Origin of the sequence: Mesorhizobium sp. M0145 (genome assembly GCF_040322355.1) — a bacterium.
Lineage (GTDB): Bacteria > Pseudomonadota > Alphaproteobacteria > Rhizobiales > Rhizobiaceae > Mesorhizobium.
In genome coordinates this window covers 240,774-264,362 of sequence record NZ_JAMYTK010000003.1, presented here as the reverse complement: position 1 = coordinate 264,362, position 23,589 = coordinate 240,774, and the positions used below count along the sequence as shown (strand labels likewise).

Here is a 23,589-nt window from a genome sequence, read left to right as displayed (position 1 = left end):
GCCGAGCATGAAAAATTCCGGCGGCGGTCAGTGCCGCTGGTGATGCATCATGCAGCCTTTGGGCAACTGGGCTTCGGTTCACCGGGCAGCTTGCCGTCGACATGGCCGGCCAAGTCCTTGTTGAGCTCGTAGACTGGCCCGACCACCAGAGGCCGGTCGGGCAGGACCGACTGGTCGAGCGAGGACGTCAGAGTGGTCGCGAAACTCTGCAGCAACTTGCCGCTGGAATCCTCGATGCGGATCGACACCGCATAGGGCTTGTCCTTGACAACGCAGGTAAGCGGCGGGCTGGTGAGCGTCACATGCGGCAGCTTCGGCCATATTTTCTGGGTGACGATGATCGGATCACCACCGGCCGGGTTCTGGAAGGAGACCACAGCGACCTGCCCCTCACCCACCGGCCGCAGCGGATTGAGGGTGATGACATAGGTGGCGATACCCAGCCGGTAGTTGAACTCGAACAGCTTCCCGGAAATGGCGAACAGCTGGTCCTTGCCGGAATCACGGCAGGCGCCGAGCGCGGCCGCCGCGAACAACGCCGCGACGACAATCATCGCGCGTGAGAATCTTCTAGACATTGGTGACCTCCCTGGCCGCGGTCCGGCGGCGATAGTGTCGGTTTGCCTTCTGGCGGTTGCCGCACACCGCCATGTCGCACCAGAGGCGGCTGGAATTGCGGCTTTTGTCGACAAACAGCCAGCTGCAGTTCGGACATATCCGCAGCCTGGCGATGGTGTCGCTACGCAGCAGCGACAGCGCCGAGACCGCAAGCGCGGCCTCGAAGGCAATCGGCGTCGCCGGATCACCGAACGGTTTTCCAGGCGTGCCGATTTCGGTGCGGCTATGAGCAAGGCCATCGGCGCAGGCTTCCAAGAATTTCGGCATATCGCCGGTCGCGATCGCACCTTTCGATACCGCGCCGCGAAACAGCCGATCGGTCGTCTCCCGGATCGACAGCACCACCGGTGCGATCTTTTCAGGCGCCGGCGCTACGAGCCGCCTGCCGCCGCGCTCGGCGGCGCGAAAGGCACTCGCGGCTTCGGCAAAGCGGGCGATCTCGGCCGGATCGTCGAAACGGTCGAAAGTTTTCTTCGGATCGTTCCGCAAAACGACGGTGTTCGCCGTATCGAGCGCCAGCATGCCACCGGTAAAGCGGTGCGGAGTCCAGGATACTGTCATATGGCGAATCTAACTGATAACTCGCGTTTGACAAGTTAGATTCCGGGTGCAACGCTCGTCACTGAGGCGATCGCCGTACTGAGAATATCGTTCGTCCCAAACCTCTGCCCCGATTGCGGGGCATGCATAGAGGGTCTTGCATGCTCTATTTCTTCCAGCAGGTTCTGAACGGGCTGCATTCGGGCGCGCTCTACGCATTGCTTGCCTTCGGCTACGTGCTGACCAATGGCATCCTGCACCGTACCAATCTTGCCTATGGCGCGCTGTTCGCCTTTTGCGGGCATACGATGATCCTCACCGCGGCGTTCGGCTATCAGGCGCTGTGGCTGACGCTGTTTGCATCGGTCGCGCTCGGCGTAGCTGCGGCATTCCTTTATGCGGCGCTGCTCAGCCATGTCCTGTCGCGAAGTATCTTCGAACCGCTGGCCGACCGCTCGCCCAACGCCATCGTGGTGACGACGCTCGGCATATTGCTGGTCTTGTCGGAAGCCAGCCGCATCGCCGCCGATACCCATGACCTATGGTTGCCGCCAATGCTGGCCCAGACCATCGTCTTCGCGCAGAATGCCAGCTTCAAGGCGACGTTGACGCTGATCCAATTGCTCGATTGCGCCGCCGTACTGGCGGCCATAGCGCTGGCTGCTTGGGGCTTCGCATATTCGAGCTTCGGCCGGAGCTGGCGCGCCGTATCCGACGATCCCAAGGCGGCTGCGATGTGCGGCGTCGATGTCCGTGCGGTGTTTCGGCGTGCGGTGCTTTTCGGCGGCCTTTGCGCGGCACTGGCCGGCGTGCTCGCCGCCTTCTACTACGGTAACATCAGCTTCGGCACAGGGTTGGTCTACGGGTTGAAAATCCTGTTCGTGACCGCAGTGGGCGGCTATCTTTCGCCTTTGCGGGCGGCACTGGGCGCCGCCGCTTTCGGCATGGCCGAATCGCTATGGGCCGGCTATTTTCCGCTCGAATGGCGGGACGGCTGGATGTACCTGTTCCTCGTCGCCATGCTTGTGCTGATCGGCGCCGGCCGCGACCAACAGAAGATCGCCTGAGCCGCACCCGACTTTGCTTGAGTGAAAGCGCCGCATGTCCTTGGACATGCAAAGGACGCGGCAGCATTTTGCCGCCCGTCATCTCACAACTGTGTTTATGCGGGCTGTCCCGTGTTGACCCGCCGGACCACGCACTGCATACCGTTGGTCCACAGCGACGCGACGGACAGGGAACCGCCGCGCTCTGACACAAGGGAGGAATGCATGGCAGGGCTTCTCGCTCTTTCCAGAACCATTGACCGTTTGAACGAATTCATCGGCAAATGGGTTTCGTGGCTGATCCTGCTGGCGATCCTGGTAAGCGCCGCCAACGCCGTCATCCGCAAGGTGTTCGACATGTCCTCGAACGCCTGGCTGGAATTGCAATGGTATCTGTTCGGCGCCGCCTTCATGCTGGCCGCCGCCTACACGCTGAAGCAGAACGACCATATCCGCATCGATATCGTCTACGGCATGTTCTCGCGCCGCGTGCAGCACTGGATCGACCTTTTCGGTCACGTCTTCTTCCTGATGCCGTTCGTGACGTTGATGGTGGTCTATTTCGTTCCCTATGTGTCGCTGTCGTATCGCAGCGGGGAGATGTCGAACAATTCCGGCGGGCTGATCATCTGGCCGGCGAAGGCGATCCTGCTGGTCGGCTTTTTTCTGCTCGCGCTGCAGGGCATTTCCGAAATCATCAAGAAAATCGCCATCATGCGCGGTCAGATGGACGATCCCACTCCGTTCATATCGGTGCATGAGCAGGCCGAACTCGAAGCCAAGGCGCTCGTCGAAGAGGTGCGCTCGTGATCGAGTTCATCGCCCAGAACATGGCGCCGATCATGTTCGCCTCGCTGGTCGTCTTCCTGCTGATCGGCTACCCCGTCGCCTTCTCGCTCGCCGCCAACGGCCTGATGTTCTTCTTCATCGGCGTGCTTCTGTCGCCCTATTCGGGCGGCTCGATCAATCTCGCCTGGCCGTTGCTGCACGCGTTGCCGGATAATTTCTATGGCAGCCGGGTGATGTCGAACGATACGCTGCTGGCGATCCCGTTCTTCACCTTCATGGGCATCGTGCTCGAACGATCCGGCATGGCCGAAGACCTGCTCGACACGATCGGCCAGTTGTTCGGACCTGTCCGTGGTGGCCTCGCCTATGCCGTGATTTTCGTCGGCGCGCTGCTCGCCGCGACGACCGGCGTGGTGGCGGCCTCCGTCATTGCCATGGGTCTGATTTCGCTGCCGATCATGCTGCGCTACGGCTACGACCGGCGGCTGGCATCCGGCGTCATTGCCGCGTCCGGGACGCTCGCCCAGATCATCCCGCCGTCACTGGTGCTGATCGTCCTGGCCGACCAGCTCGGCCGCTCGGTCGGCGATATGTATAAGGGAGCGCTGATCCCCGGGCTCATTTTGACCGGCATCTACATGCTCTACATCCTGCTCATGTCGATCTTCCGGCCGAAGTCGATGCCGGCCCTGCCGCTGGAGGCCCGCACGCTCGGCCACGGCGCGCTGTCGCTGCTGGCGGCGCTGCTGGCGGCGGTGGTGGTTTCCTATGCGGCGTATCGCTACCTTGCGCCGAACCATGGCGGCAACGCCGATATCCTCGGCGCCACCATCGGCGTCATCTTCATCTATGTCGTCGCGATCGTCGACCAGCGCCTGAAGATCAACCTGATGTCCAGACTGGCACAGCAGGTGATCATCGTGCTGATCCCGCCGCTGGCGCTGATCTTCCTGGTGCTGGGCACGATCTTCCTTGGCATCGCCACGCCGACGGAAGGCGGCGCCATGGGCGCCGTCGGCGCGCTGGCAATGGCGGCGATGAAGGGGCGGCTGTCGCTCGACGTGGTCAAGCAGGCGCTGGCGTCGACGACCAGGCTGTCGTCCTTCGTTCTGTTCATCCTGATCGGCGCGCGGGTGTTCTCGCTGACCTTCTACGGCGTCAATGGCCACATCTGGGTCGAGCACCTGTTGACGTCGCTGCCGGGCGGTGAAGTCGGTTTCCTGATTGGCGTCAACATCCTCGTCTTCGTGCTCGCCTTCTTCCTCGACTTTTTCGAGCTTGCCTTCATCATCGTGCCGCTTTTGGCGCCAGCGGCTGACAAACTCGGCATCGACCTGATCTGGTTTGGCGTGCTTTTGGGCGTCAACATGCAGACCTCCTTCATGCATCCGCCCTTCGGCTTCGCGCTGTTTTATCTGCGCTCGGTCGCCGCGCGCGTGCCCTATCTCGACCGACTCACCGGCAAGCAGATCGCGCCGGTCACCACAGGGCAGATCTATTGGGGCGCAGTGCCCTTCGTCTGCATCCAGGTGATCATGATCGGCCTGACCATCGCCTTCCCGCAGATGGTGATGCACTACAAAGGCACTGTCGTCGATCCTGGCACCATCAACTACCAGGTGCCGGAAACGCCTGGCATCGGCTTGTCGCCGCTTGGCACGCCGCCAGCCAACGGCGGCACTGCCCCGGCCTCACCTTCCACACCGGATTTGTCGCAGCCGCCGAGCTTCGACGAAAAGCCGCCCGCGAAACCGGCGGCGCCGGCAATTGATCTGTCGCAACCACCGAGTTTCAACTGAGGAAGGCCCGGCAGCCATGAAGGCGGTTCGGTTGGAGCGAATGGGCAGCCTCGCCGTGTGCGAGGTCGAGAAACCGACCGCCGGGCCGAACGATCTGCTGGTGCGCATCGAGGCGTGCGGCGTCTGCGGCACCGACAGGCATCTTTTCCATGGTGAATTCCCGTGCACGCCGCCGGTGACGCTCGGGCATGAATTCTCCGGCATCGTCGAGGCGGTCGGACCTGCCGTATCCGGCTTTTCGGTCGGCGACCGCGTCACCGGCGATCCCAACATTGCCTGTGGCCGATGCGAGCATTGTCAGGCCGGCCGGGTCAATCTCTGCGGCAATCTACGCGCCATCGGCATCCATCGCGATGGCGGCTTTGCCGAATATCTTGTCCTGCCGCAGAAACAGGCCTTCGTCTTGCCAGGCGATCTGAAGCCTACGCATGGTGCTTTCTGCGAGCCGCTCGGCTGCTGCCTGCATGGCGTGGACCTTGCCGCGATCAAACCAGGCTCGTCGGTCGCGGTGCTCGGCGGCGGCGTGATCGGCCTGCTCACCGTTCAGCTGGCAAAGCTCGCCGGTGCGACGACCATTATCTTGTCGACCCGTCAGGCCTCGCGGCGGGCTCTTGCCGAGCAATTTGGCGCAACGGCGACGCTCGATCCCAGCGCCTTCGATGTCACCGATGCGATCGTCGGCCGGTCGGGTTTGATGCCGGGCGGCGTCGACGTGGTGTTCGAATGCGCCGGCGTGAAAGACACTGTTGAGCAGGCGATGCGGCTGGCCAAAGCGGGCGGCACCGTCGTCGTCGTCGGCGTGATGCCGCAAGGCATGAAAGTGGCGTTCGAACCGTTCGATCTGCTGTTCCGTGAGTTGAAGGTCCTGGGTTCCTTCCTCAACCCCTTTACCCATCGCCGGGCCGCCGATCTTATCGCCTCGGGGGCGATCGAAGTAGATCGGCTGATATCACGACAAGTCAGCCTCGACGAGGCGGTGGCGATCATTGCCAACCCGCCGGCGCCAGGTGAGGTCAAAGTCCTGGCAGTGCCTCAGAGCTGATCCATCGGGCCAGTTGCCACCGGCAGGCTTCGCGGTTCTGCGTCGCATCGATGGCTTCATCCTCAATCTGATAAAGCCGGGCTGATGAAGCCGGGGAAAGGCGACCCCGCCACCTATGGCGACGCCGGCTTACAACCGGGTGAGGTCCAGCAACTGATGCGTGGCCGCATCAAGTCGACAGTGTTCTATTGCCATGCTCCGGGCGGGAATACCGGTGGAAGTCAGTGCGTCCGAGGCTGACAGGAAGGAACACGGGGCGTGCTCAGGGTCCTTTGACAAGAACCACGTCTTCCTGGAGCGGAATGCATTCAAATAAAACCGGGCATCCGCTTTGTTTTAGCCCATTTCTGCGACGCCGAGTGGAGCCACTCGGCGTCGCAGAATGTTCTAGAGCTTGGCATTGCGCTGCTGGACCATCATGAAGGTGTCATAGTTGTACTCGGCCACCTGCGCCCAGAGATAATGCTCCTTGCGGAACGCCTTGATCGAATCCCAGATCTTCTTGAACGGCGCGTTCGAGGCTTCCATCTCGGCATAGACTTCGTTGGCCTTTTCGAAACAGGCGGCCATGATCTCCTGGCTGAACGGGCTCAACTTGGCACCGCCGGCAACCAGCCGCTTAACCGCCGCCGGATTGAGATAGTCGTATTTCTGCAGCATGTTGGCGTCGGCCGCTTGAGCGGCAGTATGCACCAGCGACTTGTAAGCCGGCGAAAGTTCGTCGTACTTCGCCTTGTTGAACATCAGATGGACAGTCGGTCCACCTTCCCACCAGCCGGGATAGTAGTAATAGGGCGCAACCTTGTAGAAGCCGAGCTTCTCGTCGTCATAGGGGCCGACCCATTCGGCGGCATCGATCGTGCCTTTTTCCAGCGCCGGATAAATGTCGCCACCGGCGATCTGCTGAGGAACCACGCCGAGCCTTTGCACCACTTTGCCGGCAAAACCACCGATACGCATCTTGAGGCCGGAAAGGTCGGCGACCGTTTTGATCTCCTTGCGGAACCAGCCGCCCATCTGCACGCCGGTATTGCCGCCCGGCAGCCCAAACAGACCCTGCGTCGCCAGGAACTCGTTGAACAGATCGATGCCGCCGCCATGATAGTGCCAGGCGTTTATGCCGCGCGCGTTGAGCGAAAACGGAACCGCCGCTCCCAGCGCCCAGGTCGGGTCCTTGCCCCAGTAATAGTATGCCACGGTGTGGCAGGCCTCGACGGTGCCGGCAGTGGTGGCATCGGCGGCCTGCAGGCCGGGAACGAGTTCGCCGGCGGCGAAGACCTGGACCTGGAAGTTGCCGTCGGTCGCCTCCGACAGCATCTTGGAAAACACTTCGGCGCCGCCATAGATCGTATCGAGCGACTTCGGGAAGGACGACGCCAGCCGCCAGGTCACTTTCGGATTGGACTGGGCGATGGCCGGCGCGGCAAGTGTCGCGGCAGCGGCCGCGGCGCCAACGCCGGCGGTGCCGGCCTTGCGGATGAACGAACGACGATCCATGAAGTTCCTCCCTTTTGGATCCACTGACCGACATTCGGGACACTTCGGCGCCCGGATCGGCTTCGAGCCGACAATACACAGGCAAGGAGTCGAGTCCAGCACGGCAGCCCGGTTTGAGCGGCGCATTTCGGGGAAATTCACGGCGTTGGGGCAGATCTTGCAACTATAGTCTAAGGTCGATTAACTGGCCTACGCGACACGCCGAAACTTGCCATGGAAATGCGCCTTCGGATCGCCTATTTTGCAGGCAGATAATTCGTTGCACCCGATGGGATCCGGACCAAATGCACCAGCCGCTCGTCGCCGTATCGACCGATGTCCGCCAGTTCGACAATTACACCTGGCATGCCGCGCCACAGCAATATCTCGAAGCGGCGCTTTCGGGTGCAGGCGTGTTCCCGCTGCTGGTACCGTCCTTCGGCGACCGGCTCGACTTCGACGAACTGCTTTCCGCCGTCGACGGCGTCATGGTCACCGGTTCCAAATCGAACGTTCATCCCTCGCTCTATGGCGGTGACGCCAGCGAAGCCAATGGTCCTTACGACTCCGCCCGCGACGCGACGACGTTGCCGCTGATCCGCCGGGCGGTGGAGCGCGGGGTGCCATTGCTCGCCATCTGCCGCGGCATCCAGGAGATGAATGTGGCGCTGGGTGGCACGCTGGCCACCGAAATCCAGGAACGCGCCGGTTCGCTCGATCATCGTGCGCCGGCAAGCGACAATCAGGACGAACGCTTCGCCATCCGCCAGAGCGTGGCGATAAAACCCGGCAGCTGCTTGGCCGGGGTCTTCGGCGCCGGCGACATCATGGTCAATTCGGTGCATCGCCAGGCCATCGGCCGACTTGGCCCAAAGCTGCAGGTCGAAGCGGTCGCCGCCGACGGCACCGTCGAGGCGGTTTCGGTGCGCGATGCACGGGCTTTCGCCGTCGGCGTCCAGTGGCATCCCGAATACTGGGTCAAATCGGACAGTATCTCGGTAAAGATATTTCGCGCCTTCGGCGATGCTGTACGTCTGCATCAGGCGGCGAAATCGGGTGCGCGCGCAGCCGCGGAATAGTCCTGCCGCGCTCGCTAGTTGCCGGCCGACGCCAGCGTCAGCAGCGGCAGCGCCGGCGCGTAGGATTCGTAACCATCGCCGTCGGCGACTGAGAACATGACGATCGGATCGGTGCCGTTGGCGCTGAGGGTGACCGTGCCGTCATCCTGCTCTCGCCAGAACTTCGCCTGCTCCACGCCGGGCAACACCCGGCGGCAATTTGCTGCGACCGTCAACAGCGACAGGCCTTGCGAAATCTCGGCGCCGCGGCTGACCGCACAAGACCCCTCGTCGCCATGGGCTACCAGCCTGTAGTTGCCGGATGAAGGCGGTGACTCACTGGCCGCACGGCTTTCACCGCTACCGGCGTAAAACAGTTGGGCGCTGCCGAACAGTACAGCGACAGCCATCAATGCAGGAAGCGTCTTCATCCTGGTTCTCCGCGCATTTCAAGCGCGCCGGTTCGAAGAGATCAGGGAGGCGCGCTTCCTCTTGCTGTCATGTCCTGTCAGGCGGACAGACACTGCGAAGGGACCAGAATGATTCCGAAGGGTTAAGCTGAAGTTAATAGATATGGCAGCCCGCTTACGGCCTTGCCTTGACATTTGCCGTCTCCGGCACCGGCGTCAGCGCCTTGCGCTGCGAAAACCACGAGACCAGATTTTCGACGCACAGGTCCGCCATGGCGCGGCGGGTGTGCTGCGAGGCCGAGCCGACATGTGGCAAAAGCGAGGTGTTGGGCGCGGCAAGCAACGCCGCTGGCACATTCGGCTCGTCGGCAAAGACGTCTAGCCCGGCAGCGGCGATGCTGCCGCTGGCAAGTGCGGCGGCAAGGGCTGGTTCGTCGACCGTGCTGCCCCGGCCGATGTTGACAAAGACGCCGTTCCGCCCAAGAGCCGAGAGAATTTCGGCATTGACGGCCTTTTCCGTCGAAGCCCCGCCGGGCGCCACCGAGATCAGTGTGTCGACCGCCTCGGCGAGACCTTTCAGCGTCGGGTGATAGTCATAGGACAGGCCTTCGACGCGGCGCCGGTTGTGATAGGCAATGGGCAGCCCAAAAGCGTCGAGCCGGCGGGCAATGGCGAGGCCGATGCGGCCCATGCCAAAGATACCGACTTGGCGCCCGCGCAAGGTCAGCCGGCTCAGCGGATAGTTGCCGTTGCGCAGCCAGCTTCCGTCGCGTAGCCAGGCCTCGGCGCGCGGCAGTTCGCGGATGGTATTGATCAACAGGCCGAGCGCCGTATCGGCGACCTCTTCGGTCAGCACATCCGGTGTGTTGGTGACCATGATGCCGCGCCGTGCGGCGTGGCGGACATCGACCGAATCATAGCCGACGCCGAAATTGGCGATAATCTCGAGCTTTGGCAGCGCGTCCATCAACGCGGCGCTTATGCCGCCAAAGGCGGCTATGCCGCGCACCGTAAGGCGCATCTCGTCGGTGACCAGCGACGGATCGGCGCGTTCGATCCGGACGCGGCTGAACACCCCGTCGATGCGGCCGACCGCATGATCGTTGAACTGGCCCGGCACCAGAATGGCGACAGCTTGCTGTTTGGTTTTTGTCATGCACGTTCCACCGGTTTGCCGGTCGACTGGCGCACATGCAGTTCCGGCTTGATCAGTTCCTGCGACGGCCGCACCGTCTGTCCGTTGAGTTTGTCGAGCAGCGCGCTGGCGGCGCGGCGGCCAACCTCGCGCTGGCCGTTCCAGACGGTGGTTAGCGCAGGCGTCGCGATCGCCGCCTCCTCGAGGTCGTCATAGCCGGTAACAGAGATGTCGATGCCCGGCACCAGCCCGGCGCGCGCAATGCCGTTCATCAGGCCGATGGCGACGAGGTCGTTCCAGCAGCAGGCCGCGGTCGGCCTGTCCTTCAGCGCCAGGAACTGCCCGGCGGCCTCGAAGCCGGCCTGCTTGGTGCGTGGGCCGGCGATGCGCCAGGACGGCCTGACCTCAAGCCCTGCCGCCTCCATGGCGTTGACATATCCCTGATAGCGGTCGCGGCCGGTCGAGGTCTGGTCGGTACCGCCGATCATTGCGATGCGCTTGTGGCCAAGCGAGATCAGATGATTGGTAGCAAGCCCGGTGCCATAGGCATCGTCGCCGCGAAACACCGGCACGTCGGCACCTTCGACGGTGCGTGCAATCAGCACTGCCGGGAGACCGTTCTCCTCGGCCATGATTATGTCTTCGGGCGGTGTGCCGATGGCCGGCGACATGATGACGCCGTCAGCGCCGAGCTGCAGAAGCGTGTCGATGAAGGTGCGTTGTTTCTCGAGTTGGTCGTAGTGGTTCGACAGGATGAAGGTTTGCCGGCTGCGGTCGAGTTCGCTCTCGATCGAACGCAATATCTCGGCAAAGAACGGGTTCATGATGTCGTGGACGACGACGCCGACTATGCCTGAGCGCGAGGTGCGCAGGCTGGCGGCGCGGCGGTTGTAGATATAGCCGATGGCGCGGGCATGTTCCTTGATGCGGTCGCGGGTGCCGCCGGCGACCAGCGGGCTGTCGCGCAAGGCCAGCGAGACCGTGGCCGTGGACACGCCGAGCGCATCCGCGATGGTGGAAAGCTTGATCTTCTGTGCCAGCGCCCTGCGCTCCCGAAGCAATTTAAACTGTTTAAAGGCCGGCTCTTATGCCATCGATCCCGCGCAAATCAAAGTTTTTTTGCCAGCGCTTCCGCCTCCGCGTCCAGCGTCGCGCGGTTGCGCACACGAAGCCGGTGCTCGCGGTGGACGATGTAGAGGCCGCTGGCGACGATGACTGTCGCACCGGCCAGCGTCCAGCGGTCGGGAAACTGGTTGAAGACGATCAGGCCGGAGATGATCATCCAGATCATCTGCGAATAGGGATAGGGGGCCAGGGCCGTGGTGGTGGCAAGGCGATAGGCCTGCACAAGAAGCCAATGGCCGATGGCGCCGAAGACGCCCAGCATCAGCAATATGAACCAGTGCCAGCCATCCTGCGGCAACGAAAGCGAAAACGGCAGTGTCGGCAGCAGCAGCACGGCCGGCGCCAGCGCCGAAAACAGGATGAGGCTTTCCGAGGTTTCCGTCGCCGACATGCGGCGCGTCATGATGACGTAGAAACTGTTCGATAGCATCGAGCCGAGCGCAAAGAGATGGCCGACGCCAAAAACCCCGATGCCCGGCCGGGTGATGATGAGGACGCCGACAAAGCCGCTCATGATCGCCAGCCAACGCCGCCAGCCGGCCCATTCCCCTAGCAACGGACCGGCAAGCGCGGTGATCACCATCGGGCCGAAGAAGTAGATCGAGGTGGTTTCCGCCAGCTGCAGCGTCCGCAGCGCGAGAATGTTGCATATCGTCGATCCGAACAGGAGCAGACCGCGCGTGAGATGCGCCGGCAGGTTGGCGGGACGAAAGCGCAGCGGCTCACGCCATCCGTGCAGAAAGACGCCGACGATCAGCACATGGACCGCGAAGCGGGTCCAGGCGACGATCAGCGCCGAGACGCCGGCCAGCACAAGGTACTTGCTGCTGGTGTCGAGGAAGGTGAAAAACACATAGACGGAAAGCATGCACAGGATCGCCGCCGGCGATGTCGCGCTTTCGTCTTGTCTTGGGGGAGCATTCAATTTCAGGCCGGACGGGAAGCAAGGCGGTCCCTCACCAATGCGGCAATTGTCGCCTGCGGGCAAGCCAAAACAGTCTGGCACAACGACAGCCGCCGACAGGCTCAGTTTGTTTCCCAGTGGCCGACCTAGTGGCCGACGACTCAGGCGTGCATGCGGGCGCCCTTGGTGATCTTGTCGACGAGCTTCTTTTCGGCGCGAAGCGCGATGCCGACCACCTTGGCATCCTCCGGCGCAAATTCGGCAAAGACGGCGCGGTTGGCCAGATCATACCCGGTCGAAAACATATCCTCGACATAGAGCGAAACCGTCACACCACGCTCCAGCGCCCGCCGCTGGATCGCGCCGAGCGTCTGGCCGTCCGCCGAAAGCACGATGACCGGCTGGATCGACAGCGGGTTGTAGATATTGCCGGCGCGATCACGGTAGGGGTCGCCGATAATGTCGGGAAATTGCGCGACGATGCCGCTGGTCAGAAAGGCGGTGACATTGAGCTTTTGCCAGACGGGAAGATCATCCTTGAGCACGATTGCAAATTTCGTATCGAACATGCGACAGTTTCCAATCCGAAAAGGGGGCCAATCCGAGGCTGCGAGTGAAGCGATGGCGCACGATCTAGACCGGGAAGCCTTTCAGGGTCTTGGACGTTTGTGCGTGGATGCAGCCGAGAACTGCATCGTACCGGCACCCGGTGCTGCCGGGATGGAACGCATCGAGGCCCGGTTCCACGGCAATGCCTTCGATCTCCATCGCCACGACACCTATGCGATCGGGGTGACGTTTTATGGCGTGCAGCGCTTCCGCTATCGCGGCCAAACGCATCAGAGCCTGCCTGGCCAGATCATTATCCTTCATCCCGACGAACTGCACGATGGCGGTGCCGGCACCGAAGACGGCTTGCGATACAGAATGCTCTATTTGGAGCCGTCCCTGATGCTCGATTGTCTCGGCGGCGGATCACTACCATTCGTCGGGAATGCCGTGGTGACAGACCGCGATCTCCGGGCGACGCTGCTTTCCGCGCTCGGGCCGTTGAATCAGGAACTGGACGAGCTGTTTGTCGTCGATTTCATGACGCAGCTTATGCAAAGCTTGGCCCGGCACGCCGGTCAGCCGACGAAACCGGTAGCGAAAACTGCGTGGCGCGCCGCCAGCCTGGCGCGCGACTATCTGGAGGAAAATGTCGCGCGGATTGTACGTTCGGATGAATTGGAGGCGATAACCGGATTGGACCGTTATGCCCTGTCGCGGCATTTCCGCGCCACCTTCTCCACCAGCCCGCACCGGTTCCTGTTGATGCGCCGGCTTCAACGAGCCCGTCGGATGATCGAAGCCGACGAGCCGCTGGCGCAAATCGCCATCGCAGCCGGCTTCAGTGATCAAAGCCATTTCAATCGGCATTTCAAGAAGGCGTTCGGCGTCACACCGGGACGCTGGTCGGCACTGACGCGGCAGCCGTCAGCGGCGAACGCGTGAGCTATTCAAGCATCTTGTCCTCGATATCGAGTTCGTCATCCGGGAGCACCATTTCGCCGTTCGACAGGTTCGCCTCGACGCGGGCAAGCAGCTTGAACAGCGCTTTCTGATCCTTCTTGTCGAGACCCTTCAATGCCTGCTTTTCGGTCTTCTTCACAGACTTCTCGATGGCGTGGATGATTTCGCGGCCGGTGTCGGTGAGGAAAATATGCGCCTGGCGGGCATCGGCGGACGAGGCCCGCTTCTCCAGAAAGCCCTGCGCCTGCAGCCGGTTGATGGTCTTGGTGATGGTCGGCGGACGCACGCCGAGGCGGCCGGCAAGGTTGCCGGGCGTCTGCCCGTCCTCGCGGTCGAGCGCCAGCATGATCTGGTCCTGGCCGGCATAGAAACCATGCGCCAGAAGCCGGGCGGCGAGCGCCGTGCGCGCCAGCCGCGCCGCCGAATGCAGCCGGCTCATTGTTGCAGTCTTGTCCGCCTTGGCCATGCTCATCCCTCCTCGGCCGAACCGGAGCGGGCAGCATAGAAGCAGGCCGCCGATTGGCAATGACGATCGAAAACATTCCGGCTCGGAAAATAGCTTTGCCGGCAAGCTTCGCGGTGTTCGCCGTGGCTAATGCCAGATGTTTATTTCAGTTAGATGACAAACGACTTTCCGCAATGGCTGGATGAAGACGTGACGAGGTGTTCTCAACCGGCTTTCACCGCGACCACCATCAACGCCTGATAGGCGTCCGCCATTTCCCGCAGCGCTGCCTGCGACAGCGGCCCGGCCTGCCGCGCAATGCCGTCCCGCGCGTTCGATGTATCGCGTTTGCCGGGGCGATCTTTATAAGGCGCGACGGTGGCGAATATCTGCTCGCTGAGGCTGTCGGGGAAGAACATCTGGCCGGTCATCACCGAGCGGTCGTCGGGGAAGATCTTGAAATGGATGTGGGTGGTGCGGCCGCGATACCAGCCGGGATAGATGGTGGCGAAAGAAGCGATGCCGCTTTCATCGGTTCTCTGCCAGCCGCGGAGAAAGCTCTGGCCGGACGTGTCGATATCCTGCCCGTCGCCCTGTCCGGGATAGCCGGAATAGCTGCCTTGGGCGTCGCAATGCCAGATATCGACGCGTGCGCCGGGAAGCGGCTGGCAGGCGGCGTCGACGATTTGCAGCCGCACATTGAGGCCGATGCCCTTCTTGCCCTCGGTGATATCGGCGCGTTCGAGCTTCGGGTCGAAATAGAACGGCCCTTCGGTGACCTCGGGCGTGATGGCGCAGACGCCGGCACCGGCTTCGAACAAAGCAAGCCCGGCATAGGGCGAAACCTGCCCGGCCCTTGCACCGGCGGGCAGGAATATGCCGCCAGCGGTAACCGCAACGAGACCGAGCGCCTGCCGACGGCTTAGTGGCAACGACTTGTCGGACATCTGGCGCCTCTTCAACGCGAACAGCTCCGTAAATGACCCCGCCTATCTAGGGCCCGCTGTCAGGCGGCGCCAATGAAAGTTCGGTAATGTGAGGAAAGTTCGGCAATACCAGCCCCTCTTTGGCCCACCGGTTTGCCTCGTGCAAAAGCCGAGCACACATCCTATATGGAGCCGACAATCCCTATTCGAGGCACAATATGAGCGACGCACAGACGCAGATCCCCGTAACCGTCCTCACCGGCTATCTCGGCGCCGGCAAGACGACACTGCTCAACCGCATCCTTTCGGAAAACCATGGCAAGCGCTACGCCGTCATCGTCAATGAATTCGGCGAGATCGGCATCGACAACGAGCTGATCGTGGAATCCGACGAGGAAATCTACGAGATGAACAATGGCTGCGTCTGCTGCACCGTGCGCGGCGACCTGATCCGCGTCGTCGAAGGCCTGATGCGCAGGCCTGGCCGCTTCGACGCCATCCTCGTCGAGACCACTGGCCTCGCCGATCCCGTGCCGGTGGCGCAGACCTTCTTCATGGACGACGACGTGCGTTCCAAGACCAAGCTCGATGCGGTGGTGGCGCTGGTCGACGCCAAGCACCTGCCGCTGCGTCTGAAGGATTCCCGAGAGGCCGAGGACCAGATCGCCTTTGCCGATGTCGTCGTACTCAACAAGACCGATCTGGTCACCCCCGAAGAGCTGAGCAAGGTGGAGGCGACGATCCGCGCCATCAACCCGGCGGCACGAATCCATCGCACCACACGCGCCAGCGTGGCGCTGTCCGAGGTGCTCGATCGCGGTGCGTTCGACCTGTCCCGGGCGCTGGAGAACGATCCGCACTTCCTCGAGGCGCATGACGATCACGACCATCATGATCATGATCATGACCACCATCACCATGATCACGACGGCCATGATCACCACGATCATGACGGGCATCATCATGCGCACCCTTCCGACATCCATGACGTGACTGTGCAGTCGGTGTCGCTGCGCGGCGGCGAGATGGACCCGAAAAAGTTCTTCCCGTGGATCGAGAAGGTCACCCAGATGGAAGGCCCGAACATCCTGCGGCTGAAAGGGATCATTGCGCTGAAAGGCGATGACGAGCGCTATGTCATCCAGGGTGTGCACATGATCATCGAGGGCGACCACCAGCGCGCCTGGAAGGACGACGAGAAGCACGAGAGCCGGCTGGTGTTCATCGGCCGCGAACTCGACGCCGAGCGACTGAAGACAAGCTTCGAGGCCTGCCAGGCGGCTTGATTTCCGGACTTTATAGCGCTAGCGCTGCCCTTCTCTCCTTCTCCCCTTGTGGGAGAAGGTGGCCGAGCGAAAGCTCGGTCGGATGAGGGGTGTTCCAGCTTGGCAAGGACGGCACTCCGTCCAGCACCCCTCATCCGTCTTGGCGCTGCGCGCCAATCCACCTTCTCCCACAAGGGGAGAAGGTCGCGTCGAACCTAGCCACGCTTTCCTCCAATGGCGGCAAGGCGACCAAACAATCTAATGGAACAGTTCGCATGCCCACCGTCGCCCCGCTTGATCTCGAAGGCCACTGCGTTGCCGCCGTCTTCCTCGGCGACGTGCCGCATTTCGCGCTGGCCGACGGCGCGATCCACCGGCTCGACCATGGCCACAAGACGGTGCAGGCCAATGACGGGCTGCTCGCCGCCTTCCATGACGTGGCCAACGACCGGCTGATCACCGGCGGCGAGGACGGCAAGGTCTTTGCCGTCACCGCTGGCGGCGAGGCCGGGGAATTGGCGAGCGCCGGCAAGAAATGGATCACCAGCGTCGCTGCAGGGCCGCAAGGCGCCATCGCCTTCGCGTCGGGCAAGACCGCCTATGTGCGCTTTGCCGACGGCAAGACGAAAGAATTCGCGCATCCGCGCTCCGTCGAGGGACTGGCCTTCTCGCCCAAGGGCATGCGCTTCGGCGTTGCCCGCTACAATGGCGCGACGCTGCACTTCCCGGCTGCCGACGGCAAGCCGGTCGAGCTCGAATGGGCCGGCGCCCACACCGGCATCGCCTTCTCGCCGGACGGCGGCTTCGTCGTCACCACCATGCAGGAAAACGCGCTGCATGGCTGGAAGCTGGCCGACGGCAAGCACATGCGCATGTCCGGCTACCCCGGCAAGGTGAAAAGCCTGTCGTGGAGCGCCAAGGGCAAATGGCTGGCGAGTTCCGGCGCGCCGGCGGCGATCGTCTGGCCGTTTTCCGGCAAAGACGGGCCGATGGGCAAGGCGCCGCTGGAACTCGGCACGCGCGGCAATGCGATGGTCACCTCCGTCGCCTGTCACCCGAGCCAGGACGTCGTTGCTATCGGCTATGATGACGGGATGGTGATGGCGGTGCGCTTCGCCGACGCCAAGGAAGTGCTGTTGCGCCGGCCGGGCAAGGGCGCCGTCACTTCGATGATGTGGGACAAGGAAGAGCGCCGCGTCGCCTTTGGCAGCGCTGCGGGCGACTGCGGCGTCATCGATATTTCGGCGTAGCCTGTTACTTACTCGGCTCCGCAAGATACTTTGCCGGTCAATTCAGCCGGTTTGCCGTCCTTTTCGGCATCGGCCGTTACATCATGGATTGAGAGCAAATAGCGACCGTCATAGACGCCTTCGTCGCTGGCCTTGGTCAGGATCGCCAGTTCGACATAGCCGTAGGCGTTTTCGACCTGCCGTTCGTGGTAGACGAGCAGCCGCAATTCCTTGTTGTCGAGCCAATATTGCGTGAGGTTCTGATCCTCGAACAATGTCTCGCGCAGACTGTCGCCAGCCGGCCTGCCCAGAATCTCGAGCTCGCCGCTAAAATTGAAGGTCGGCCCGCCCATGCCTCTGGTGATCCCGGCACCGACCTGAAATTTGACGGCTGCATCCTCGGCGGAACACCAGATGCCGCCGGACGCCAGAGCCGCACCAACCGACGACAGCAGCGTTGCTGCGCAGACGATCGCCCGCACCATCTTATGCCCTCCAGCCGAAGTACCATTGGCGCCCGAAGGCGGCTCGCGGTCAAGCGCCTGTTTTCATTCAAATGACCGCTGACCCAACACAGGGCAGCCGCCCGGCCAATTGCGGTGGCGGATGCCGATTGTCTAAAGTGCGACTGAGAGGGCCGCCATGAACGTCATGAACCATTCAAAGACTTGCATCGGCGGCATCGGCCCGGCCCGGATCGTCGAGTTGCGCGCGACCGAGGCAGAAGTCTTCCGCCGGGCGCGGCCAAAATCGATGGCGAAAATCGGCAATGGCCTGCCCGGCTTCTTCGGCGGCGTGCCGATGCATTGGATGAACGACTGGCCGACGCCATTCCCGATCCTCGTCGATAGTGCCAGGGGCGCCATCATCAGAGATATCGACGGCAACCGGCTCGACGATTTCTGCCTTGGCGACACCGGTTCGATGTTCGGTCATTCGCCGCCGCCCGTCGCCCGCGCCATCCGCCGGCAGGCCGGACGCGGCCTGACCTACATGCTGCCTGCCGAGAACGCGCTCGCCATCGGGCCGTTGCTGCAGCAGCGCTTCGGTTTGCTGTCGTGGCAGATTGCGACGACGGCGACCGATGCCAACCGCTTCGCGCTGCGGGTTGCCCGCGCCGTTACCGGCCGGGAGAAGATACTGGTCTTCAACGGCTGCTATCATGGCTCGGTCGACGAGACGATGGTGCGGCTGGTCGCCGGGAAAGCGGTGAATCGACCGGGACTGGCCGGCGAGTTCCGCGACCTGACGCGGGCGACTGATGTCGTCGAGTTCAACGATCTGCCGGCGCTCGACGCGGCACTCCGGGGCAACGATGTCGCCTGCGTCATCGCCGAGCCGGTGCTGACCAATTCCTGCATGGTGCTGCCCGAAGCCGGCTTTCATGATGGCTTGCGGCGTCTCACCCGTGCGACCGGCACGCTGCTTCTAATCGACGAGACGCATACAATCTCGACCGGTCCCGGCGGCTATACAAGCAAATACGGGCTGGAGCCGGACCTGTTCGTGCTGGGCAAGCCGATTGCCGGCGGCGTACCGGCGAGCGTCTGGGGCATGAGCGAAGACGTTGCGGCCCGCTATGCCGCTTATATCAGCCGGAAAGAGCCCGGCTACTCCGGCATGGGGACAACGCTGTCGGCCAATCCGCTGCAATTCGCAGCGATGCGCGCCACGCTCGAATACGTCATGACCGACGAGAACTACAGCCATATGGACCATCTGGCGCAGCGGCTCGACGCCGGGCTGACCGCCGTCATCGATCGCTATCGTCTGCCCTGGCATGTTGCTCGCGTCGGTGCCCGTGTCGAGTTCATCTGCGCGCCGGGCCCGCTGAGGAACGGCGGCGAAGCGGAAGCTGCGCACGTGCCGGAGCTCGAGGCGGCAATCCATGTCGCGCTGGTCAATCGCGGCGTGCTGATCGCACCCTTCCACAACATGATGCTGATCTCTCCTACGACCAGCGCCGCCCAGGTGAACCGGCTGATCACTGCCTTCGGCGCGGTTGCGGCAAAGCTTACGGCGTGAGACAAGCTTTCGGCATGAAACAAGCGCCCAAGCAAAGTTTGAACCTGGTCACGGCATCCCCTTCGGGCTCGACGCCCGCCGAGGCGCAGGCCTTTCTCGACGCTCATCCCGAGATCGAAGCGTTCGACATCGTGCTGACCGACGCCAATGGCGTCGGGCGCGGCAAGATCGTGCGCCGGCATGAGTTGATGAGCATCTTCGAGGGGGGCCGGCACATGCCGATCTCGATCCTCGGCCTCGACATCACCGGCGAGGATGTTCACGAGACCGGGCTGATCTGGACGACGGGCGACGGCGACCTGCGGGCGTGGCCGATCCCCGGCACACTGGTGCCGCTGTTCGGCACCCAGCCGCCGCGCGGCCAGGTGCTGATGGCGATGTACCATCTCGATGGCCAGCCGATGTCGTCCGACCCGCGGCTGGCACTCGCCCGCCAGGTAGACATCCTCGCGGCCAAGGGCCTGCATCCGGCCGGCGCCTTCGAGCTCGAATTCTTCCTGCTCGCCAACGAGCGCGATGCCGAAGGCAAGGTGCAGCCGGCGCACGCGGTGCTTGACGGACGCCGCTCGGCCAAGACGGAGGTCTATTCCGTCGACCATCTGCACGGCATGGAGCCGCTGTTTTCCGACATCTACGCCGCAGCCAAGGTGCAAGGCATCCCGGCCGAGACGATCATCTCGGAATATGCGCCCGGCCAGTACGAGCTGACGCTCAACTACCGCAAGGATGTGATGCGGGCGGCCGACGATCTCGTGATGCTCAAGCGACTGGTGCGGGCGCAGGCGCGCCGTCATGGTGTCACCGCTTGCTTCATGGCCAAGCCGATCGAGAAATATGCCGGCTCGGGCATGCATTTTCATGTCTCGCTGTTGGACGATGCCGGCAAGAATGTCTTTGCCGAAACCGGCGGCGAAAGCTGGTCTCTGCCGCTGCTGCGCGGCCTCGGCGGACTGATCCAGACGATGGCGGAATCGATGCTGGTCTTCGCGCCGCATGCCAATTCATGGCGGCGCTTCGTCTCGCAATCCTATGCGCCGGTGGCGCCGACCTGGGGCGTCAACAACCGTTCGGTGGCACTGCGTGTGCCGGCCGGCGATGCCAAGAACCGCCGCATCGAGCACCGGCCATCGGGCGTCGACGCGAATCCTTACCTAGTGGCAGCAACGGTGCTGGCCGGTGTCGTCAAAGGCCTCGACGAAGGCCTCGATCCCGGTCCCGAAACCACCGGCAATGGCTACGAATCGGCCGTCACGCTCACGACGATGCCGGTCGACTGGCGTGCCGCGATCGAGGCGGCAAGGGCGTCGACCTTCCTCAAGGACGCATTGGGCGAAGACCTGCACCGGACGTTCGTGGCGATCAAGCAATCGGAATATCTGCGCGTGGCGCGCACGGTCAGCGAACTGGATTATCACCTCTATCTGCACGAGGTGTAGGGCATCACATCGTCGGCCATCCGCCGTCGAAGGCCCATGCGGAATAATTTCAACGGAACCTTCGGCGGGCTTTGCTCATTGCGTGTCTGATTGCAGGAGCGAACAAGGCCGCCTTAGTCATGATCGCCAGGATGCAGACAACCCCGACGCCGCACCATGCCAAGGTGCAGGCAAGACGCTTGCCTGCAAGCAAGTCTCCGGAAACGACAGAAATCGACGCCAGGACGATTCCTGAACTGCGCGAAACGGCCAAGATCTGCCGCCGCTGTCCGCTATGGCACGACGCCACGCAGACCGTGTTCGGTGAAGGCCCTGATAAAGCCAAGGTGATCTTCGTCGGCGAACAGCCGGGCGACCAGGAGGACCTGGCGGGCAAGCCCTTCGTCGGTCCGGCGGGCAAGGTGTTTGACGCGATCCTGGACGATGCCGGCGTCGATCGGCTGAAAGTCTATGTCACCAATGCGGTCAAGCATTTCAAGTTCGAGCCGCGCGGCAAGCGGCGCATCCACTCCAAGCCGAACGCCGGCGAGGTGCAGGCTTGCCGCTGGTGGCTCGACAAGGAAATCGATCTGATCAAGCCCAATCTGGCGGTGGCGCTCGGCGCAACGGCGGCGCAGGCGCTGCTTGGTAAGGTGGTGCCGATCATGAAGATGCGCGGGGCCGTCGTGGAGCGTGACGATGGCTTGCGTGTCTTCGTCACCATCCACCCGTCCTTCATCCTGCGCATTCGCGAGCCGGCGGACAGGCAGGCAGAACGCGACCGGTTCCTGCAGGATATGAGAGCGGTGAAAAAGCTAATGGCCGCCTGAGCTATTTGATCAATATCGCCCGGAGATCGTTGACGTTTGTGCCGGTCGGACCGGGTACGAAAAGGTCATCTACGGCATTGAATGCCGTCCAGGCGTTGTTGCCGGCAAGCATGGCCTTGGCATCGACGCCCGCCTTATGCATCCGCGACACTGTCGAGCCGTCGGCGAAGGCGCCGGCATTGTCTTCCGAACCGTCAATGCCGTCGGTGTCGGCGGCCAGTGCGTGGACGCCCGCCATGCCGCTGATCCCAATGGCGAAGGCGAGCAGGAATTCCGAGTTGCGGCCGCCTTTGCCTTTCGCGCGCAAGGTCACGGTCGTCTCGCCGCCCGACAGGATCAGCACCGGTTTTGCGAATGGCCGGTTGCGCGTCGCCACTTCGCGCGCGATTGCAGCGTGGACGCCGCCGACCTCACGCGCCTCGCCCTCGATGGAATCGGAGAGAATGACCGCTTCGATACCTTGGTACCTGGCTTCGGCCGCAGCCGCTTCCAGCGATACGCCGGCCGAGGCGATCAGATGTACCTCGTTGCGCGAAAAACGCGGATCATCGACGCGCGGTGCATCGGCGGCCGGCGAATTGATGTGCGCCATCACTGAAGCCGGTAGTTTCATGTCATAGGCGGCGATCGACGCTAATGCATCTTCGCGGCTGCCGGAATCGGGAACGGTCGGGCCGGAAGCGACCAGCGCCGGGTTATCGCCCGGAATGTCGGAGACCACCAGCGACACCACCTTGGCTGGATAGGCAGCGGCCGCCAGCCTGCCGCCCTTGATCGTGGAAACATGTTTGCGGATGGTGTTCATCGCGGCGATCGGCGCGCCGGAGGCGAGCAGCGCCTCGTTGACGGCGATCTCGTCGGCCAGCGTCAGACCTTCGGCAGGTGACGGCAGCAGCGCCGAGCCGCCGCCCGAAATGAGCGCCACGACGAGGTCGTCCGCAGTCAGTCCCTGGACTTTTTCGAGCAGCCGCCGGGAAGCTTCGAGCCCTGCGGCATCCGGCACCGGATGCGCCGCCTCGATGATCTCGATGCGCCGGCAGGCCGCTCCATAGCCGTAGCGGGTGACGACCAGCCCTTCGATCGGCCCGTCCCACACTTTCTCGAAAGCCGCCGCCATCTGCGCCGAGCCTTTTCCCGCGCCGATGATGATCGTCCGTCCCTTCGGCCTTGCGGGCAAATGATCCTTGATCGTCCTCTGGGGATCGGCGGCGGCAACGGCGGCGTTGAAGATCGAAATGAGAAAGGACTTGGGATCGAGCGCGGTCATACTGAGCTACCACGGACGCTGTGCGAGCTTCTGCGGCGTTTGCGCTGCCCCTCACCCTTACCCTCTCCCCGTATAGAGACGGGGAGAGGGGATCGCCAGCGTTGGAGCGTTTCCCTTCTCCCCATCACTACGCGGGGAGAAGGTGCCGGCAGGCGGATGAGGGGCAGCGCCAACGTCACGATGTTGCTTCCGGCGGCAGGACCAACTCCTGGCTATCGACGCCCAAGTAGCTACACAGCGTATCGACGACCACTCCGTGGTCCTCGCGCTCCGGTAGACCGGAGACGGCGATCACGCCGATGACGCCAGCGCCCTTGACAGTGATGGGAAAGCCGCCACCGGCCAGCACATAGTCGGCAACGTCCAGCCCCTCGCCGGGCTTGAAGCTGCGGTCGGGGCGCTGCTGCTCCAGCACAATGCGGTAGGTGCTTTTCAGGAACCGCCGCACGACGTTGATCTTGCGCCGCGCCCAGTCCGGATTGGAGGCGTTCGAGCCGGGCATTGCCGCATAGAACAACGGCCGGTCGAAAGTTCTGATATCGACGATGATCGGCAGGTTTTCCTCGAGAGCCCGGTCGCGGATCGCCGAGCCGATCTCGAAAGCGACGGCTTCATCGAAGGCCGAAAAGACAAGCGTGGCTTCCTGTTTCTTGATCAGAGCGATGTCGTCCGCAACGGCCATGTCGTTCCCCTGTCGATCTCGCCTGTTGCTTTGGCGGATGGCTGCCGCCCG

The 23,589-nt window shown here is 62.9% G+C and carries 25 protein-coding genes; 11 read left to right on the top strand and 14 right to left on the bottom strand.

All coding sequences use genetic code 11. From position 1 onward, the window contains the following. Nucleotides 1-47: 47 nt before the first annotated feature. Nucleotides 48-578 (bottom strand): hypothetical protein, encoded by a 531-nt coding sequence (locus NKJ28_RS08345; protein ID WP_352452209.1) that lies wholly within the window; start codon nt 576-578, stop codon nt 48-50. Further along, nucleotides 571-1,179, bottom strand: a complete 609-nt coding sequence (locus NKJ28_RS08340; protein ID WP_352634941.1) for a CGNR zinc finger domain-containing protein — start codon at nt 1,177-1,179, stop codon at nt 571-573. Before NKJ28_RS08340 ends, NKJ28_RS08345 begins: the two co-directional genes overlap by 8 nt. A 140-nt stretch (nt 1,180-1,319) precedes the next feature. Between NKJ28_RS08340 and NKJ28_RS08335 the strand changes: the two genes are divergently transcribed. From NKJ28_RS08335 to NKJ28_RS08320, 4 genes are all read left to right on the top strand, one after another. Next, a complete protein-coding gene (locus NKJ28_RS08335; RefSeq protein WP_023676253.1) occupies nt 1,320-2,225 on the top strand; it encodes a branched-chain amino acid ABC transporter permease in 906 nt (301 codons plus the stop codon). A gap of 204 nt (nt 2,226-2,429) precedes the next feature. Then, nucleotides 2,430-3,014, top strand: a complete 585-nt coding sequence (locus NKJ28_RS08330) for a TRAP transporter small permease subunit (RefSeq protein WP_023676252.1) — start codon at nt 2,430-2,432, stop codon at nt 3,012-3,014. After that, nucleotides 3,014-4,792, top strand: a complete 1,779-nt coding sequence (locus NKJ28_RS08325; protein ID WP_352635057.1) for a TRAP transporter large permease — start codon at nt 3,014-3,016, stop codon at nt 4,790-4,792. The genes NKJ28_RS08330 and NKJ28_RS08325 overlap by 1 nt, the downstream gene beginning before the upstream one ends. Nucleotides 4,793-4,808: 16 nt before the next feature. Further along, nucleotides 4,809-5,834 carry a zinc-dependent alcohol dehydrogenase family protein gene (locus tag NKJ28_RS08320; RefSeq protein ID WP_023676250.1) on the top strand — a complete coding sequence of 342 codons (1,026 nt, stop codon included), beginning with the start codon at nt 4,809-4,811 and terminating at the stop codon, nt 5,832-5,834. A gap of 387 nt (nt 5,835-6,221) precedes the next feature. Here the strand turns inward: NKJ28_RS08320 and NKJ28_RS08315 are convergent, their stop codons facing one another. Then, nucleotides 6,222-7,331, bottom strand: a complete 1,110-nt coding sequence (locus NKJ28_RS08315) for a TRAP transporter substrate-binding protein (RefSeq protein WP_023676249.1) — start codon at nt 7,329-7,331, stop codon at nt 6,222-6,224. Nucleotides 7,332-7,615: 284 nt separating this feature from the next. Between NKJ28_RS08315 and NKJ28_RS08310 the strand changes: the two genes are divergently transcribed. Continuing rightward, nucleotides 7,616-8,389: a gamma-glutamyl-gamma-aminobutyrate hydrolase family protein gene (locus NKJ28_RS08310; RefSeq protein ID WP_023676247.1), complete on the top strand. Its 774-nt coding sequence runs from the start codon at nt 7,616-7,618 to the stop codon at nt 8,387-8,389. A 14-nt stretch (nt 8,390-8,403) separates the two neighbouring features. Here the strand turns inward: NKJ28_RS08310 and NKJ28_RS08305 are convergent, their stop codons facing one another. From NKJ28_RS08305 to NKJ28_RS08280, 6 genes are all read right to left on the bottom strand, one after another. Continuing rightward, nucleotides 8,404-8,799: a hypothetical protein gene (locus NKJ28_RS08305; RefSeq protein WP_031211664.1), complete on the bottom strand. Its 396-nt coding sequence runs from the start codon at nt 8,797-8,799 to the stop codon at nt 8,404-8,406. Between the two features lie 154 nt (nt 8,800-8,953). Next, nucleotides 8,954-9,934: a 2-hydroxyacid dehydrogenase gene (locus NKJ28_RS08300; protein WP_023676246.1), complete on the bottom strand. Its 981-nt coding sequence runs from the start codon at nt 9,932-9,934 to the stop codon at nt 8,954-8,956. Next, nucleotides 9,931-10,953, bottom strand: coding sequence for a LacI family DNA-binding transcriptional regulator (locus tag NKJ28_RS08295; protein WP_023676245.1), 1,023 nt, complete (start codon nt 10,951-10,953; stop codon nt 9,931-9,933). The genes NKJ28_RS08300 and NKJ28_RS08295 overlap by 4 nt, the downstream gene beginning before the upstream one ends. A gap of 68 nt (nt 10,954-11,021) precedes the next feature. After that, the gene (locus NKJ28_RS08290) at nt 11,022-11,906 is read right to left on the bottom strand and encodes a DMT family transporter (protein ID WP_036238364.1); all 885 of its coding nucleotides are present in this window, start codon (nt 11,904-11,906) and stop codon (nt 11,022-11,024) included. Between the two features lie 197 nt (nt 11,907-12,103). Beyond that, on the bottom strand, nt 12,104-12,511 hold the full coding sequence (locus NKJ28_RS08285; protein WP_352568386.1) for a DUF2000 family protein: 408 nt from the start codon (nt 12,509-12,511) through the stop codon (nt 12,104-12,106). 64 nt (nt 12,512-12,575) lie between these two features. Beyond that, nucleotides 12,576-12,710, bottom strand: a complete 135-nt coding sequence (locus NKJ28_RS08280) for a hypothetical protein (protein WP_352635070.1) — start codon at nt 12,708-12,710, stop codon at nt 12,576-12,578. Here NKJ28_RS08280 and NKJ28_RS08275 point away from each other — a divergent pair. Continuing rightward, nucleotides 12,663-13,436 carry an AraC family transcriptional regulator gene (locus NKJ28_RS08275; protein WP_352635055.1) on the top strand — a complete coding sequence of 258 codons (774 nt, stop codon included), beginning with the start codon at nt 12,663-12,665 and terminating at the stop codon, nt 13,434-13,436. The two genes, NKJ28_RS08280 and NKJ28_RS08275, sit on opposite strands and share 48 nt — an antisense overlap. Nucleotide 13,437: 1 nt before the next feature. On the opposite strand, the gene NKJ28_RS08270 is transcribed toward NKJ28_RS08275, so the two are convergent. Then, complete coding sequence (locus NKJ28_RS08270; RefSeq protein ID WP_254816029.1) at nt 13,438-13,920, bottom strand: MarR family winged helix-turn-helix transcriptional regulator; 483 nt, start codon at nt 13,918-13,920, stop codon at nt 13,438-13,440. Between the two features lie 203 nt (nt 13,921-14,123). Beyond that, entirely contained in the window at nt 14,124-14,846 is a 723-nt protein-coding gene (locus NKJ28_RS08265) for an intradiol ring-cleavage dioxygenase (protein WP_352620710.1), read from the bottom strand. Between the two features lie 197 nt (nt 14,847-15,043). Here NKJ28_RS08265 and NKJ28_RS08260 point away from each other — a divergent pair, with 197 nt between their 5' ends. Further along, nucleotides 15,044-16,111: a CobW family GTP-binding protein gene (locus NKJ28_RS08260; protein ID WP_352590975.1), complete on the top strand. Its 1,068-nt coding sequence runs from the start codon at nt 15,044-15,046 to the stop codon at nt 16,109-16,111. Nucleotides 16,112-16,365: 254 nt separating this feature from the next. After that, complete coding sequence (locus NKJ28_RS08255; protein WP_352634937.1) at nt 16,366-17,340, top strand: WD40 repeat domain-containing protein; 975 nt, start codon at nt 16,366-16,368, stop codon at nt 17,338-17,340. Between the two features lie 8 nt (nt 17,341-17,348). Here NKJ28_RS08255 and NKJ28_RS08250 read toward each other — a convergent pair whose 3' ends face one another. After that, nucleotides 17,349-17,804 (bottom strand): hypothetical protein, encoded by a 456-nt coding sequence (locus NKJ28_RS08250; RefSeq protein ID WP_352634934.1) that lies wholly within the window; start codon nt 17,802-17,804, stop codon nt 17,349-17,351. 157 nt (nt 17,805-17,961) lie between these two features. Between NKJ28_RS08250 and NKJ28_RS08245 the strand changes: the two genes are divergently transcribed. From NKJ28_RS08245 to NKJ28_RS08235, 3 genes are all read left to right on the top strand, one after another. After that, complete coding sequence (locus tag NKJ28_RS08245; protein ID WP_352568393.1) at nt 17,962-19,344, top strand: aspartate aminotransferase family protein; 1,383 nt, start codon at nt 17,962-17,964, stop codon at nt 19,342-19,344. Nucleotides 19,345-19,358: 14 nt separating this feature from the next. Further along, nucleotides 19,359-20,780: a glutamine synthetase family protein gene (locus NKJ28_RS08240; protein ID WP_352634932.1), complete on the top strand. Its 1,422-nt coding sequence runs from the start codon at nt 19,359-19,361 to the stop codon at nt 20,778-20,780. 86 nt (nt 20,781-20,866) lie between these two features. Continuing rightward, nucleotides 20,867-21,589, top strand: a complete 723-nt coding sequence (locus NKJ28_RS08235) for a UdgX family uracil-DNA binding protein (protein ID WP_352635054.1) — start codon at nt 20,867-20,869, stop codon at nt 21,587-21,589. Nucleotide 21,590: 1 nt separating this feature from the next. Here NKJ28_RS08235 and NKJ28_RS08230 read toward each other — a convergent pair whose 3' ends face one another. Together NKJ28_RS08230 and NKJ28_RS08225 are read right to left on the bottom strand one after the other, a co-directional pair. Beyond that, complete coding sequence (locus NKJ28_RS08230) at nt 21,591-22,856, bottom strand: glycerate kinase type-2 family protein (protein ID WP_352590963.1); 1,266 nt, start codon at nt 22,854-22,856, stop codon at nt 21,591-21,593. 175 nt (nt 22,857-23,031) lie between these two features. Continuing rightward, nucleotides 23,032-23,538: a heme-degrading domain-containing protein gene (locus NKJ28_RS08225; RefSeq protein ID WP_352590960.1), complete on the bottom strand. Its 507-nt coding sequence runs from the start codon at nt 23,536-23,538 to the stop codon at nt 23,032-23,034. Between the last annotated feature and the right edge of the window lie 51 nt (nt 23,539-23,589).

What these genes read in the sequence shown, in the direction of transcription:
- NKJ28_RS08280 (WP_352635070.1), bottom strand. Translation starts at nt 12,710, where the DNA reads ATGGAGATCGAAGGCATTGCCGTGGAACCGGGCCTCGATGCGTTCCAT.
- NKJ28_RS08290 (WP_036238364.1), bottom strand. Translation starts at nt 11,906, where the DNA reads ATGCTTTCCGTCTATGTGTTTTTCACCTTCCTCGACACCAGCAGCAAG.
- NKJ28_RS08340 (WP_352634941.1), bottom strand. Translation starts at nt 1,179, where the DNA reads ATGACAGTATCCTGGACTCCGCACCGCTTTACCGGTGGCATGCTGGCG.
- NKJ28_RS08345 (WP_352452209.1), bottom strand. Translation starts at nt 578, where the DNA reads ATGTCTAGAAGATTCTCACGCGCGATGATTGTCGTCGCGGCGTTGTTC.
- NKJ28_RS08245 (WP_352568393.1), top strand. Translation starts at nt 17,962, where the DNA reads ATGAACGTCATGAACCATTCAAAGACTTGCATCGGCGGCATCGGCCCG.
- NKJ28_RS08260 (WP_352590975.1), top strand. Translation starts at nt 15,044, where the DNA reads ATGAGCGACGCACAGACGCAGATCCCCGTAACCGTCCTCACCGGCTAT.
- NKJ28_RS08330 (WP_023676252.1), top strand. Translation starts at nt 2,430, where the DNA reads ATGGCAGGGCTTCTCGCTCTTTCCAGAACCATTGACCGTTTGAACGAA.
- NKJ28_RS08240 (WP_352634932.1), top strand. Translation starts at nt 19,359, where the DNA reads ATGAAACAAGCGCCCAAGCAAAGTTTGAACCTGGTCACGGCATCCCCT.
- NKJ28_RS08320 (WP_023676250.1), top strand. Translation starts at nt 4,809, where the DNA reads ATGAAGGCGGTTCGGTTGGAGCGAATGGGCAGCCTCGCCGTGTGCGAG.
- NKJ28_RS08230 (WP_352590963.1), bottom strand. Translation starts at nt 22,856, where the DNA reads ATGACCGCGCTCGATCCCAAGTCCTTTCTCATTTCGATCTTCAACGCC.
- NKJ28_RS08255 (WP_352634937.1), top strand. Translation starts at nt 16,366, where the DNA reads ATGCCCACCGTCGCCCCGCTTGATCTCGAAGGCCACTGCGTTGCCGCC.
- NKJ28_RS08315 (WP_023676249.1), bottom strand. Translation starts at nt 7,331, where the DNA reads ATGGATCGTCGTTCGTTCATCCGCAAGGCCGGCACCGCCGGCGTTGGC.
- NKJ28_RS08300 (WP_023676246.1), bottom strand. Translation starts at nt 9,934, where the DNA reads ATGACAAAAACCAAACAGCAAGCTGTCGCCATTCTGGTGCCGGGCCAG.
- NKJ28_RS08285 (WP_352568386.1), bottom strand. Translation starts at nt 12,511, where the DNA reads ATGTTCGATACGAAATTTGCAATCGTGCTCAAGGATGATCTTCCCGTC.
- NKJ28_RS08225 (WP_352590960.1), bottom strand. Translation starts at nt 23,538, where the DNA reads ATGGCCGTTGCGGACGACATCGCTCTGATCAAGAAACAGGAAGCCACG.
- NKJ28_RS08310 (WP_023676247.1), top strand. Translation starts at nt 7,616, where the DNA reads ATGCACCAGCCGCTCGTCGCCGTATCGACCGATGTCCGCCAGTTCGAC.
- NKJ28_RS08270 (WP_254816029.1), bottom strand. Translation starts at nt 13,920, where the DNA reads ATGGCCAAGGCGGACAAGACTGCAACAATGAGCCGGCTGCATTCGGCG.
- NKJ28_RS08305 (WP_031211664.1), bottom strand. Translation starts at nt 8,799, where the DNA reads ATGAAGACGCTTCCTGCATTGATGGCTGTCGCTGTACTGTTCGGCAGC.
- NKJ28_RS08335 (WP_023676253.1), top strand. Translation starts at nt 1,320, where the DNA reads ATGCTCTATTTCTTCCAGCAGGTTCTGAACGGGCTGCATTCGGGCGCG.
- NKJ28_RS08250 (WP_352634934.1), bottom strand. Translation starts at nt 17,804, where the DNA reads ATGGTGCGGGCGATCGTCTGCGCAGCAACGCTGCTGTCGTCGGTTGGT.
- NKJ28_RS08265 (WP_352620710.1), bottom strand. Translation starts at nt 14,846, where the DNA reads ATGTCCGACAAGTCGTTGCCACTAAGCCGTCGGCAGGCGCTCGGTCTC.
- NKJ28_RS08275 (WP_352635055.1), top strand. Translation starts at nt 12,663, where the DNA reads ATGGAACGCATCGAGGCCCGGTTCCACGGCAATGCCTTCGATCTCCAT.